We start from the raw sequence: 12,855 nt of genomic DNA on the forward strand, positions 1-12,855 counted from the left end.
CTCCTCCGCAGCCTCCTCTCCCGCCGAAGCCCCCGCAGCCCCCTACGTCGTCGTCCTCAAGGACACCAGCTCGCGCGCCCCGACCCGCGCCCTGGCCGCCGAGGCCGCGGACTCCGGTGACGAGGTCGGGCCGGTCTACGAAGCCGCCCTCAACGGCTTCGCCGTCCGCACCACCGCCTCGCGGGCCGCCGCCCTGGCCGCCGACCCCCGGGTGGCCTCCGTGGAGCCGGACGCGCAGTTCCACACGAACGCCGGCGACACCGCCGCCGCCCCCGCCGGCACGCAGCCGCAGGCCCAGGCGCACGCGCCCTGGCCGCTGGACCGCATCGACCAGCGCGAGCTCCCGCTCGACGGCTCGTACACGTACCCCACCAGGGCCGAGGGCGTCACCGTCTACATCGTCGACACCGGGATCAACACCCTCCACGAGGAGTTCGGCGGCCGCGCCCGGTTCGGCTACAACGCGGTGTTCCTCGGGAGCTCCCGCGACTGCAACGGCCACGGCACGCACGTCGCGGCGACCGTGGGCGGCGAGACGTACGGGGTCGCGAAGGGGGTCTCGCTCGTCGGGGTGAAGGTGGCGGACTGCCGCGGTTCCGGGAGCCTGTCGGCCATCCTCAAGGGCCTCGACTGGGTGGTGAAGGACGCCGCGAAGGCCCCGGAGACCCCGGCGGTGGCCAACATGAGCATGGGCGGCACCCCCAGCTACGCCCTCGACGCGGCGGTGATCCGGGCCGTGGCCTCCGGGATCACCTTCACCGTGGCCGCGGGCAACGACGGCGAGGACGCCTGCGGGGGATCCCCCGCCTCGGTCCCGCAGGCGATCACGGTCGGCGCGACCGACGCCGACGACCGGCGCGCGCCGTTCTCCAGCCACGGCCCCTGCGTGGACCTCTCGGCCCCGGGCGTGGGCGTCACCTCCGCCTGGAAGGACTCCGCCACCGCCACCGCCCGCGCCTCCGGCACCTCGATGGCCGCACCGCACGTGGCGGGGGTCGCCGCGCTCGTCCTGGCGGGCGGTACGGCGCGCACCCCGGCGCAGGTGACCGAGGCGCTGCTGCACAGCGCCGTGCCCGACCGGATCACCGCGCTCCCGGCCGGCACCCCGAACCTGCTGCTCCACCTCCCCGCCGACCGCTAGACCCCGCACACCCGGGCACCCCGACCAGTCGGTATCCGATGGGCCATCAGACCGTCCCTGATGGCCCATCAATTTCTGTGTGCTTCGGGCGAAAGCAAGTCATTGACTTCTCATCACCGCGACGCGTCAATATCGGCCACCGCATCGGCTCGGCCTCCCCCACACAGCGGGTGGGGGGAGGGGTTCGTCATGACGAAGGAGTCGCGACCCAGTGAGTACGAGAACGCTCAGACGAAGAGTGCTGGCCGGGGCGGGAGCCCTGTCTCTGGCCCTGACGGGCGGCGTGGTGGGCCTGGCAGGCTCCGCGCAGGCCGCGACCAAGACCACCGCCGTCTTCGAGAACTGTGACGCCCCGGCGCCGCAGCCGGACGGCTCGGGCAACCAGAACTGGACGGTCACCCTGCCCGACGGAGCCAAGGCCGGCGACGTCGTCCCGATCACGATCGACCCGGGCGCGAGCCCGCTGATCCCCGGCTTCTCCGTCACCACGGTGAACACGTCCAAGATCACCCTCAAGGTCGGGACGACCACCCAGGTGGTCACCAGCCCGCCCGAGACCGTCAGCGTCGTGGCCGGGCAGCCGCTCGACCCGAAGGCGTTCTCCGGAACGATCAAGATCCCGGACGGCACCGAGGGCACCACGGTCAACGTCGCCCTCGACCTGGCGGTGACCGACGCGGACCTCTCCGGTTCGGTCTTCACCACCACCTGTACCCCGGCGCCCCGCCCGAGCGCCCCGCTCGGCTCGGTCGTGGTCGAAGCCCTGCCCAAGGACCCGATCACGACGAAGCTGACGCCCAACAGCGGCCCGGCGGGCCAGGAGGTCGTCGTCAGCGGCGCCAACATGCCGCCCGGCCCCGTCACCTGCTCCGCCCTGCTCGCGGGCGCGCCGACCGGTGACAACGGCAACGGCACGGCGGACGCCGCCGGTGTGGCCACGTGCACCCTTACGGTCACCAAGAAGGCCGACGCGATCAAGATCAACGGTGCGACCACCTCCAAGCCCTTCGTGTTCGTGGAGGAGCAGGCCGGCGTCAAGAACCCGGTCGACGTCGAGGTCCTCCCCGGACCGCTGGCCCTCGGCCCGAGGGACGGCCAGCCGGCCGTCAGCTTCGGCTCGGTCACCATCAACGGCAAGGCCCAGTCGGTGGTCGGCGTCTTCAACGCCGCGACCGTCCAGGACTTCCGCGGCGGCTCGCTCGGCTGGGACGTGACGGCGACGCGTACGCCGTTCCTGAACCAGGCCACCGGCCACTCGATGGCGAAGGCGCAGATCGGCATCCAGCCGTCCTGCACCGTGACCAACCCGGACAGCCCGAGCACCTGCACCGCGGGCACGCCCGGCGCCATCTCCGACGTCCCGATGAAGGTGGCCTCCCAGGCCGCCGGCGGGGAGGAGCTGACCGGCGGCGAGTTCGCCGTCGGCGGCGCCGGGATGATCCAGCTTCCGCCCTTCATGTTCGCCGACACCTACCAGACGGTCGTGACCTTCTCGATCGCCTGACCCGTACGGCCCGCTCCTCCAGGGTGGTGCGGCGCTCCGACGCCGCACCGCCCCTTTCCCCTTTCGGCGCCGACTGGAGACCGCCCATGCGCACCCGCAGCAGGACGCGTAGCCGCACCCGCACCTCTCTCCACGGGCTGCTCCTCGGCCTGCTGCTCCTGGGCGCGGGCCTGCTCCCGGCCACCGCGGCGAGGGCCGCGGACAACGGCACCTGGGGGGTCTTCCCCACGCCCGCGGCCGGTGCGGCGATGACCGACCGCGCGTACTTCTTCCACCAGGGCGCGGCCGGAACCACCCTGGCCGACAGCGTGACGATCCTGAACTCCTCCGAAAAGGACCTGACCTTCCAGATCTTCGCCACCGACGCGGTGAACACCCCGGCGGGCGGCGCCTTCGCGCTGCTGCCGGTGGAGAGCAGGCCCGAGGACGTCGGCGCGTGGATCGCGCTGCCGCCGGCGACCGCGGGCACCGTCACCGTGCCGGCCAAGGGCCGCAAGGACATCCCGTTCACCGTGAAGGTCCCGGCGGATGCGACGCCCGGTGACCACGTCGGCGGGATCGTCGCCCTGAACACCGCCGTGGAGGGCGTGCGGCAGGACGGCAAGGTCCAGGTCGGGGTGAAGCGCTCGGTGGGCGCCCGGCTGTACTTCCGTGTACCGGGGCCGCTGACTCCGGGGCTGAGCGTGGAGGACGTGCGGATCAGCCGGTCGGCGCCGCTGCTGCCCTGGGTCAAGAACGCCCGCGCCACGGTCTCGTACGCGCTGGTCAACCGGGGCAACGTGGTCGTCGAGCCCAAGGTGACGGTCTCCGCCGAGGGCCTGTTCGGGCGCGAGGTGCTGGACCGGCCGGCCCGCGAGCTGAAGCTGACCCTGCTGCCCGGCCAGCGGATCGAGCTGTCCGAACCGTGGCCGGACGCCCCCCAGTCCGACTGGGTGACCGTCAGGATCACGGCGGGGGCGACCGCCCACCCCGACCTGGTCTCGCAGTCCGAGACCGACTTCGTCGCCGTCCCCTGGCCGGCCGTGGGCCTGTTCCTGGTCCTGGCGGGCGCCGGAGCCACCGTGTGGGCGCTGCGCCGCCGGCGCCGCGCGGAACACGAACAGGTGGAACCCGCCCCGGACTTGGCTCAGGCGCGCTGACCGGCGAAGGTGTCCCAGGGTGACGGTATTCGGCCATCACCCTGGGGCGGGGAGGCACCTTCGATGGAACGACAGCACGGCGACGCGGCCAAGGGCACGGGTCTGCTGACCCGCATCGAGCGCGCGCTGGGCACCGGCACCGCCGTCTACCTGCCGGGCGACGGCTGGATCCGGCTCACCCTCCCGCTCGACGACGGCGGCCCGGCGCCCGTCACGGTCGACGTGATCGCGGACACGGCCCGGGCACCGAGGGGGATCGCGTACCTGTTGCCCGGCGGCGGCCTGAACTTCGCGGCGGACTTCTTCACCCCGGGCGGCCCGGACGACCACAACCTCGCCCACGAACTGCGCCGCCGCGGCCTGCTCGTCGTCGGGGTCACCCCGCGCGAGGACGCGGCGACCGCTGCCGACATCACCGCCGAGTGGGGGCTCGCGGCGCACCGCCGGGACCTGGCCCGGGTAGTGGGTGCGCTGGACTCCGTACTGTGGCTGCCCTACCAGTACGCCGGGCACTCCGCCGGGGCCGCCCTCGCCCTGGACGCGGCCTCGCACGACACCTCGCCGCGGCTGCGCCGGGTCGTGGCCCTGGACACGACCGGGCCGTACACGGGCGAACCCGCGCTGCGGGCGGCCGATGCCCGGGACGCGTACGCCACCCAGCTCGCGCAGGGCGTCCCCATCGTCGATCCGGGACTCGCGGCCGTGATCGCCAAGGCGGTGGCCGATCCGGACGGCGTCTCCCCGGCTCCCTGGCCGCCGGACCCGACCCGGCGCTTCACCCACGCCGGGCTCGCCCACTTCGCGCTGATCCGCACGGCCGCCCTCCCGGGACCGGCGAACTGGATCTACGCCCAGGGGCACAGCGCCGGGACCTACGCCTTCGGCGCCACCCCCGCCGAGGACCGCTTCACCCTGAGCCGCACCCCGCTGGCCACCTGGCACGCGGCGACCGCCGCCCTCGGCAGCGGCCTCCTGCCGGCGGCCCTGATGCGGGATCTCGCCGCCGTCTGGGCGGGCGACGACGCCACGTACCGGATCGCCTGGGACCGCATCGCCGCCGAGGTCGTCTGGATCAACACCGAGCTGGGCCGCGGCGACCACCCCCGCGGCGCGGAACTGATCCGCGCGTCCGGCAACGACCGCGTCGCCTTCACGGTGGTCCCGGGCTACGGCCACGGCGACGCGGTCTGGAGCACGGAGGCGGCGACGGACGTCTGGTCGTTGCTCTGAAGCGCGGCCCGCCCCCCGCGGTGAGGGTTGCGGGGGGCGGGCCGGGCCTATGGCGCTCGTGCGCGGTCAGCGGTTGGTTCTCTGTGCTCAGTGCTCAGTGCTCAGTGGTTGCGGGGGAAGCCCAGGTCCACGCCGGCCGGCGCGTCCGAGGGGTCCGGCCAGCGGGTCGTGACGACCTTGCCGCGGGTGTAGAAGTGGATGCCGTCGTTGCCGTAGATGTGGTGGTCACCGAAGAGCGAGTCCTTCCAGCCGCCGAAGGAGTGGTAGCCCACCGGCACCGGGATCGGGACGTTGACGCCGACCATGCCCGCCTGGATCTCCAGCTGGAAGCGGCGGGCGGCGCCGCCGTCGCGGGTGAAGATCGCGGTGCCGTTGCCGAACGGCGAGGCGTTGATGAGGGCCACGCCCTCCTCGTAGGTCTCCGTGCGCAGCACGCACAGCACCGGACCGAAGATCTCGTCGCGGTAGGCGTCGGAGTCGGTCTTCACGTTGTCGAGCAGGGAGAGGCCGATCCAGTGGCCGTTCTCGTTGCCCTCGACGGTGTAGCCGGTGCCGTCCAGGACCACGTCGGCGCCCTGGGCGGCAGCGCCCTTGACGTACGAGGCGACCTTGTCGCGGTGGGCGGCCGTGATGAGCGGGCCCATCTCGGAGGTCGGGTCGTTGCCCGGGCCGATCTTGATCTTCTCGGCGCGCTCGCGGATCTTGTCGACGAGGGTGTCGGCGATGGAGCCGACGGCCACCACGGCGGAGATCGCCATGCAGCGCTCACCGGCCGAGCCGTAGGCCGCGGAGACCGCCGCGTCGGCGGCCGCGTCCAGGTCGGCGTCCGGGAGCACCAGCATGTGGTTCTTGGCTCCGCCCAGCGCCTGCACGCGCTTGCCGTTGGCGGAGGCGGTGGTGTGGATGTGGCGGGCGATCGGGGTGGAGCCCACGAAGGAGACGGCCGAGATGTCGGGGTGCGCGAGGAGGGCGTCCACCGCCACCTTGTCGCCGTGGACCACGTTCAGCACGCCCGCCGGCAGACCGGCCTCGCTCGCCAGCTCGGCCAGCTTGTTGGAGGCCGACGGGTCCTTCTCGCTCGGCTTGAGGATGAAGGTGTTTCCGCAGGCCACGGCCAGCGGGAACATCCACATCGGCACCATCGCCGGGAAGTTGAAGGGGGTGATGCCGGCGACGACGCCGAGCGGCTGGCGGATGGCCGAGACGTCGACGCGGTTGGAGACCGAGGTCGACAATTCGCCCTTGAGCTGGGTGGTGATCCCGCAGGCCAGCTCGACGATCTCCAGGCCGCGCGCGACCTCGCCCAGCGCGTCCGAGTGGACCTTGCCGTGCTCGGCGGTGATCAGTTCGGCGATCGCGTCGCGGTTGGCGTCCAGCAGGGCGCGGTAGGCGAACAGCACCTTGGTGCGGGCGGCCAGCGAGGACTGGCCCCAGGTCTCGAAGGCCTCCTTCGCCACGCGTACCGCCGCGTCGACCTCGGCGGCCGAGGCGAGCGCGACCTGCGTGGTGACCTCGCCGGTGGCCGGGTCGGTGACCGGGCCGTAGTTGCCCGACGCGCCCTCGACGGTCTTGCCACCGATCCAGTGGTTGACGGTCTTCATTGCCTTGCTCCTTCACAGATGGCGACGTCGCTGCGCGGCTTGCCGGTCGTACTCTTCACGGGCCCGGGCCGCCGCCTTGCGGGTCGCGGTCTCGGCCACAGGAACATCCCACCACGCCTGTGCCGGGGGTGGGCCCGACACAGTGTCGGGCGTTCGGGTCTGTGTGTAGACACATGTGGGACGCGTCGCCGAACGGGCCTCGGCGAGGGCTTCGCGCAGGTCACGTACGGTGCGGGCGCGGATCACGGACATCCCGAGGGAGGCCGCGTTGGCCGCGAGGTCCACCGGAAGGGGGTCCCCCGTGTACGAGGCGTCGGCCGACCGGAAGCGGTATCCGGTGCCGAAGCCCTCGCCTCCCACCGCCCCCGACAGGCCGCCGATGGAGGCGTAGCCGTGGTTGTCGAGGATCACCACCTTGATCGGGACGCCCTCCTGGACGGCCGTGACCATCTCGGTCGGATTCATCAGGTACGTCCCGTCGCCGACCAGCGCCCACACCGGCCGGCCGGGCGCGGCCAGCGCCACCCCGATCGCGGCCGGGATCTCGTAGCCCATGCAGGAGTACCCGTACTCCAGGTGGTACTGGTCCGCGGACCGGGCCCGCCACAGCTTGTGCAGGTCGCCGGGGAGCGATCCGGCCGCGTTGACCAGGACGTCGGTCCCGTCGACCAGCCGGTCGAGCAGCCCGAGCACCTGGGCCTGGGTGGGCGGGAGGTCCTCGTCGGGGGCGGACACGGCGTACGCGTGGTCGACGCGGCGCTCCCACGCGCTCTTGCGCTCCGCGTACGCCCTCTCGTAGGCGGGATCCACGCGGTACCCGGCGACCGCCTCCCGGATCTCGTCGAGCCCCTCGCGCGCGTCGGCGACCAGCGGCCGGGCGGCGAGTTTGTGGGCGTCGTACGGGTCCAGGTTGAGGCCGATGAACCGGACCGCCGGATTCTGGAACAGGGTCGCGGAGGCGGTGGTGAAATCGGTGAGCCGGGTTCCCGCGGCGATCACCAGATCGGCCTCCCGGGCCAGCTCGTCGGCGGTGGCCGTCCCGGTGTGGCCGATCCCGCCCACCTCGGCGGGGTGGTCGTACGGGAGCACGCCCTTGCCCGCCTGCGTGACGGCGACCGGGATCCCGGTGGCGTCGGCGAAGGCGGCCAGGGCCGCCTGGGCCTCGCTGTGCCGGATCCCGCCGCCGGCGACGATCAGGGGGCGCGCGCAGCCCCGTACGGCCTCGGCCGCCGCGGCGAGCTCGGCGCGGTCGGGCCGGGGCCGCCGTACGCCCCACACGCGCTCGGCGAAGAACTCCTCGGGCCAGTCGTACGCCTCCGCCTGCACGTCCTGCGGCAGCGCCAGGGTGACCGCGCCGGTCTGGACGGGGTCGGTGAGCACCCGCACGGCCTGCAGGGCGGCCGGGATCAGGGCCTCGGGGCGGGTGATCCGGTCGAAGTGGCGGGAGACGGGCCGCAGCGCGTCGTTGACCGAGAGGTCCCCCGCGTACGGGACCTCCAGCTGCTGGAGCACCGGATCGGCGGGCCGGGTCGCGAAGGTGTCCCCGGGGAGCAGGAGCACCGGGATCCGGTTGACCGTGGCGAGGGCGGCGCCGGTGACGAGGTTGGTGGCGCCGGGCCCGATGGAGGTGGTGACGGCGTGCGCGGAGAGCCGGCCGCGCTGGCGGGCGTACCCGACGGCGGCGTGCACCATGGCCTGCTCGTTGCGCCCCTGGAGGAAGGGCATGGCGTCCGGGCCCGCCTCCAGCAGCGCCTGCCCGATGCCGGCAACGTTCCCGTGCCCGAAGATGCCCCAGGTGGCGGCGATCAGGCGCTCCCTGCGGCCATCGCGCTCGGTGTACTGGCGGGCCAGGAAGCGTACGAGCGCCTGGGCGACGGTGAGCCTCACCGGATTGCCTCCTCGGAGGGGAAGGGGAGCCGGGGGTCGATGTCCTGACCGTCCCAGGTGCCGCGGATCCAGCCGTGGTCGGGGTGGTCCCGGATCAGCCACTCCCGGGTCTCGCCCGGCCCGGCCATCACGTTCAGGTAGTACATGTCGTGCCCGGGGGCGGCGATGGACGGCCCGTGCCAGCCGTCGGGGATCAGCACGGCGTCCCCGGTCCGCACCTCGGTGAGGACGTCGGTCTTCCCGGCAGGAGAGGGCGAGACCCGTTGGTAGCCGAGCCCGGGGGTGTCCCCGTGCGGGGCGATCTCGAAGTAGTAGATCTCCTCCAGGCGGGACTCCTCGCCGGGGTGGTGCTCGTCGTGCTTGTGGGGCGGGTACGAGGACCAGTTCCCGCCGGGGGTCAGCACCTCGACCGCGATCAGCCGATCGGCGGGGAATGCCCCGGCGGCGGCGAAGTTGTTGACCTGCCGCGAGCACTGACCCGCGCCCCGCAGCTCCACGGGCACGCCGCCGGCCGGGCCGTACCGTGCGGGCAGCCGTCGTCGGCACCGCGCCCCTGCGAGCGCGAACCGCCCGCCCTCTGCCGAGGAGACCTCCATGTGCGCGTCCCTGGGCACGTACGCGAAGTCGGTGGGCCCGCGGAACACCCCTTTGCGCCCCCTCAGTCGGAACACCTCCGGTTGACCGTCGGGGGCGCCGCCCCGGTCCTTCGGCCACTCCGGCGTTCGCGGAGCGGGGTGCGGGGCGGAGCCCCGGGCGTGGAGCCGCGCCGGCGATCGAGGCGCGAGGTCCGGGGCGGCGCCCCAGGAACGGACCTCGCAGCCGCCGGCGAGCGGGAGCACGATCCACTCCGACTCCCCGCACTCGTGCGCGTACACCTCCCCCGGCGCCAGGTCGAGGACGGCCAGCCTCGTCCAGGACATCCCCCACTCAGACACCACCGGCACGCCCCAGCACCTCCTCCACCTCGTGGGAGAACGGCATCGCGGTCGAGCACGCCAGCCGCGAGGCGACGATGGCCCCCGCCGCGTTGGCGTACCGCATCACCCGCTCCACCGGCCACCCCGCCAACAACCCGTGGCACAGCGCACCCCCGAACGCGTCCCCCGCCCCGAGCCCGTTCACCACCTGTACGGGAACCGGCGGAACCTCCGCCACCGTTCCGTCGCGGTGGACCGCCAGCACGCCCTCCGGGCCCCGTTTGACCACCGCCAGTTCCACCCCGGCGGCGAGCAGCGCCCGCGCCGCCGCGTACGGATCGGACTCGCCCGTGGCGATCTCGCACTCCTCGGCGTTCCCGACGGCCACCGTCGCCCAGGGCAGCGCCCGTTCGTAGTACGGCCCGGGTTTCTCGCGCCACAGCATGGGCCGCCAGTCCAGGTCGAACACCGTCGTCCCCGTCCGGGCCCTGGCCTCCAGCGCCGCCAGCGTCGCCGCCCGCGAGGGCTCTTCGCTCAGACCGGTGCCCGTCATCCAGAACACGCGGGCCGCCCGTACCGCCTCCAGGTCCACCTCGTCCGGGGCGATCTCCAGGTCCGGGGCCTTCGGCAACCGGTAGAAGTACAGCGGGAACCGGTCCGGCGGGAAGATCTCGCAAAAGGTGATCGGCGTGGGCAGGCCGGGGACCTCGGTCGCCCACCGGTCGTCCACGCCGAACCCCCGCAGTTCGGAGCGCAGGTACCCGCCGAAGGGGTCCGCGCCGGTACGGGTGATCACCGCCACCCGCCGGCCCAGCCGGGCGGCCGCGACGGCCACGTTGGCCGGGGAGCCGCCCAGGAACTTCCCGAAGGTCTCCGCCTCGGCCAGTGGTACGCCGGTCGTCAACGGGTAGAGATCCACCCCGATCCGGCCCATCGTGATCAGGTCGAACGCGAACGGATCGCCGGTGCCGGTCACAGTCAGTCCTCCCACTCGTCTCCCTCGTCTCCCGCCTAAGGTGGCCGCTATGACGTCCTCCCCGCCCGCGTTGACCCGTATCCGCATCGGTTCGGCTCCGGACTCCTGGGGTGTCTGGTTTCCCGACGACCCCCGGCAGACCCCTTGGGAGCGTTTCCTCGACGAGGTCGCCGACGCGGGGTACGAGTGGATCGAGCTCGGCCCCTACGGCTATCTGCCCACCGATCCCGCCCGACTCGCCGGGGAAACGGCCAAGCGCGGGCTGCGGGTCTCGGCCGGAACCGTCTTCACCGGACTCCATCACGGGCCCGCCGTGTGGGAGGACACCTGGGAGCACGTGTCGCGGATCGCGGCGCTCACCCAGGCCATGGGCGCGGCCCATCTCGTCGTCATCCCCTCGTTCTGGCGGGACGACAAGACCGGGCAGGTGCTCGAGGACCGCGTCCTCACCGCGGCCCAATGGCGTGAACTGACCTCCCAGACCGAGCGGCTGGGCCGGGAGGTCCAGGACCGGTACGGGCTGCGGATCGTCGTCCACCCGCACGCCGACACCCACATCGACACCCCGGAGAACGTGGCCCGATTCCTGGACGCGACCGACCCCGGCCTCGTCTCGCTCTGTCTGGACACCGGGCACTACGCGTACTGCGGCGGCGACAGCGTCCAGGCGATCGAGACCTTCGCCGAGCGGATCGGCTACCTCCACCTCAAGCAGGTGGACCCGCGAATCCTCGCCGAAGTCCTCGCGGAGGAACTGCCCTTCGGTCCGGCCGTGGGCCGCGGGGTGATGTGCGAGCCGCCGTCGGGGGTGCCCGCGCTGGAACCCGTGCTGGCGGCGGCCCAGCGGCTGGGCGTGGACCTGTTCGCGATCGTGGAGCAGGACATGTACCCCTGCCCGCCCGACCGGCCGCTGCCGATCGCCCGGCGCACCCGCTCCTACCTGCGCTCCTGCGGCGCCCGCTGACCACCCGGAGGGAACACGACATGACCAGCACGCTCGGCATCGCCGTCATCGGCACCGGGAAGATGGGCGCCGACCACGTGCGCCGGATCGGGCGGACCGTGGGCGGGGCCCGGGTGGTGGCCGTGGCCGACCCGGACGGGGACCGGGTCAAGGAGGTCGCGGGCCCCCTGGACGGGGCGAGTGCGCACACCGATCCGGCGGCCGCGATAGCCGCACCGGGGGTCGAGGCCGTACTGATCGCCTCCCCGGGGCCCGCCCACGAGGAAGCGATCCTGCACGCCCTGGAACGGGGGCTGCCGGTGCTCTGCGAGAAGCCGCTGACCCCGGACCCGGCGGGGGCGCTGCGCGTCATGGAGGCCGAACGGCGGCTGGGACGGCGCCTGGTGCAGGTGGGCTTCATGCGGCGGTTCGACGCGGAGTACGAGCGGCTGAAGGAGCTGCTGGACGCGGGCGGCATCGGACGCGCCCTCTTCCTGCACTGCCGGCACCGCAACGCCTCCTCGCCGTCCTTCTTCACCAGCGACATGCTGATCAGCGATTCGGTGGTGCACGAGGTGGACGCGGCGCGCTGGCTGCTGGGGCAGGAGATCACCGCGGTGACCGTGCTCTCCCCCCGGCCCACGGCGGCCGCCCCGGAGGGGCTGCAGGATCCGCGGCTGGTGCTGCTGGAGACCTCCGGCGGGGCCGTCGTCGACGTGGAGATCTTCGTCAACTGCGGCTTCGGCTACCAGGTGCAGTGCGAGGCGGTCGGCGAGGCGGGCAGCGCCCGGATCGGCGACGGCCACGCGATGGTGGTCCAGTCGGCGGGCCGGTGGGGCGGCGAGATCGCCCAGGACTTCACGGTGCGCTTCGCCGACGCCTACGACCGGCAGTTGCGGCGCTGGGTGGCCGCGGCCACCCGCGGCCGGGTGGCGGGTCCGGACGCGTGGGACGGCTACGCGGCGGCCGCCGTCTCGGAGGCGGGCCTCGCGGCCGCGCGCAGCGGCGTACGCACCCTCGTGGAGCTGGCGGAGCGGCCGGCGCTGTACCGCTGACCCCTCCCTACCCCGCAACCGACCCCTGTGCCGCATCTGTCACAGGGGTCCCCCGTGTGTCACGCATATCCGCCTTTCGCGGGTTTTCCGTCACAGGCGCTCGACAGCCCCTCCCCTGCCATCGCTCCGCGTCGTTCCCCGGGCACAACCCGAGTGATCGTCAGCGTCCATGCGCCGGCTCCTCCGACGGCCTCCCGGCCGACCCTGCCGCGTGGACCAGGAGGTGTCCCGCATGAGCGACCGACAGCTGTGGTCGTACAAGGAAATCGCTGCCCACATCCGGGTTCAGCCGGACACCGTGCGCTCCTACCGCAAGCACGGCCTGCTCCCCCCGCCCGACCACGTGGAGGGCGGCAAGCCGTACTGGTACGCCGACACCGTGCGGGCCTGGGTGGCCCGCCGCCCCGGCAACCGGGGCCGCCGCGAGGACTGACACGTCCCCGGTGCGGGGCGGGACCGCCC

11 protein-coding genes are annotated in these 12,855 nt (G+C 73.3%); 7 read left to right on the forward strand and 4 right to left on the reverse strand.

All coding sequences use genetic code 11. The features are described from left to right. From PV721_RS14575 to PV721_RS14590, 4 genes are all read left to right on the forward strand, one after another. A partial coding sequence (locus PV721_RS14575) for a S8 family peptidase (protein ID WP_319724080.1) occupies window positions 1-1,141 on the forward strand: 1,141 nt, incomplete at its 5' end. A 211-nt stretch (window positions 1,142-1,352) separates the two neighbouring features. Beyond that, window positions 1,353-2,645, forward strand: a complete 1,293-nt coding sequence (locus PV721_RS14580) for a hypothetical protein (RefSeq protein WP_319724082.1) — start codon at window positions 1,353-1,355, stop codon at window positions 2,643-2,645. 86 nt (window positions 2,646-2,731) lie between these two features. Then, on the forward strand, window positions 2,732-3,784 hold the full coding sequence (locus PV721_RS14585) for a WxL protein peptidoglycan domain-containing protein (protein WP_319724084.1): 1,053 nt from the start codon (window positions 2,732-2,734) through the stop codon (window positions 3,782-3,784). A gap of 63 nt (window positions 3,785-3,847) precedes the next feature. Then, window positions 3,848-5,014 carry a hypothetical protein gene (locus PV721_RS14590; protein ID WP_319724086.1) on the forward strand — a complete coding sequence of 389 codons (1,167 nt, stop codon included), beginning with the start codon at window positions 3,848-3,850 and terminating at the stop codon, window positions 5,012-5,014. Window positions 5,015-5,115: 101 nt separating this feature from the next. On the opposite strand, the gene PV721_RS14595 is transcribed toward PV721_RS14590, so the two are convergent. The 4 genes from PV721_RS14595 to iolC are packed head-to-tail and all read right to left on the reverse strand — an operon-like array spanning window position 5,116 to window position 10,353. Continuing rightward, window positions 5,116-6,615 carry a CoA-acylating methylmalonate-semialdehyde dehydrogenase gene (locus tag PV721_RS14595; RefSeq protein WP_319724089.1) on the reverse strand — a complete coding sequence of 500 codons (1,500 nt, stop codon included), beginning with the start codon at window positions 6,613-6,615 and terminating at the stop codon, window positions 5,116-5,118. Window positions 6,616-6,627: 12 nt separating this feature from the next. After that, window positions 6,628-8,502, reverse strand: a complete 1,875-nt coding sequence (gene iolD / locus PV721_RS14600) for a 3D-(3,5/4)-trihydroxycyclohexane-1,2-dione acylhydrolase (decyclizing) (protein ID WP_319724091.1) — start codon at window positions 8,500-8,502, stop codon at window positions 6,628-6,630. Further along, window positions 8,499-9,422, reverse strand: coding sequence for a 5-deoxy-glucuronate isomerase (gene iolB, locus PV721_RS14605; RefSeq protein WP_319724130.1), 924 nt, complete (start codon window positions 9,420-9,422; stop codon window positions 8,499-8,501). Before iolB ends, iolD begins: the two co-directional genes overlap by 4 nt. A 7-nt stretch (window positions 9,423-9,429) precedes the next feature. Continuing rightward, on the reverse strand, window positions 9,430-10,353 hold the full coding sequence (iolC, locus tag PV721_RS14610; RefSeq protein ID WP_416371101.1) for a 5-dehydro-2-deoxygluconokinase: 924 nt from the start codon (window positions 10,351-10,353) through the stop codon (window positions 9,430-9,432). A gap of 91 nt (window positions 10,354-10,444) precedes the next feature. Here iolC and PV721_RS14615 point away from each other — a divergent pair, with 91 nt between their 5' ends. The 3 genes from PV721_RS14615 (at window position 10,445) to PV721_RS14625 (ending at window position 12,826) form a co-directional block, all read left to right on the forward strand. Next, window positions 10,445-11,359, forward strand: a complete 915-nt coding sequence (locus PV721_RS14615) for a sugar phosphate isomerase/epimerase (protein WP_319724095.1) — start codon at window positions 10,445-10,447, stop codon at window positions 11,357-11,359. A gap of 20 nt (window positions 11,360-11,379) precedes the next feature. Beyond that, on the forward strand, window positions 11,380-12,393 hold the full coding sequence (locus PV721_RS14620; RefSeq protein WP_319724097.1) for a Gfo/Idh/MocA family oxidoreductase: 1,014 nt from the start codon (window positions 11,380-11,382) through the stop codon (window positions 12,391-12,393). Window positions 12,394-12,625: 232 nt separating this feature from the next. After that, the gene (locus PV721_RS14625; RefSeq protein WP_030710687.1) at window positions 12,626-12,826 is read left to right on the forward strand and encodes a helix-turn-helix transcriptional regulator; all 201 of its coding nucleotides are present in this window, start codon (window positions 12,626-12,628) and stop codon (window positions 12,824-12,826) included. The last annotated feature ends 29 nt before the right edge of the window (window positions 12,827-12,855 follow it).

It is taken from the genome of Streptomyces sp. MB09-01 (assembly GCF_033794505.1).
Lineage (GTDB): Bacteria > Actinomycetota > Actinomycetes > Streptomycetales > Streptomycetaceae > Streptomyces.

Bases quoted from the DNA above. Each gene is read 5' to 3' on its own strand.
- PV721_RS14590 (WP_319724086.1), top strand. From the start codon at position 3,848: ATGGAACGACAGCACGGCGACGCGGCCAAGGGCACGGGTCTGCTGACC.
- PV721_RS14625 (WP_030710687.1), top strand. From the start codon at position 12,626: ATGAGCGACCGACAGCTGTGGTCGTACAAGGAAATCGCTGCCCACATC.
- PV721_RS14615 (WP_319724095.1), top strand. From the start codon at position 10,445: ATGACGTCCTCCCCGCCCGCGTTGACCCGTATCCGCATCGGTTCGGCT.
- PV721_RS14585 (WP_319724084.1), top strand. From the start codon at position 2,732: ATGCGCACCCGCAGCAGGACGCGTAGCCGCACCCGCACCTCTCTCCAC.
- PV721_RS14620 (WP_319724097.1), top strand. From the start codon at position 11,380: ATGACCAGCACGCTCGGCATCGCCGTCATCGGCACCGGGAAGATGGGC.
- iolB (WP_319724130.1), bottom strand. From the start codon at position 9,422: ATGTCCTGGACGAGGCTGGCCGTCCTCGACCTGGCGCCGGGGGAGGTG.
- PV721_RS14595 (WP_319724089.1), bottom strand. From the start codon at position 6,615: ATGAAGACCGTCAACCACTGGATCGGTGGCAAGACCGTCGAGGGCGCG.
- iolC (WP_416371101.1), bottom strand. From the start codon at position 10,353: ATGGGCCGGATCGGGGTGGATCTCTACCCGTTGACGACCGGCGTACCA.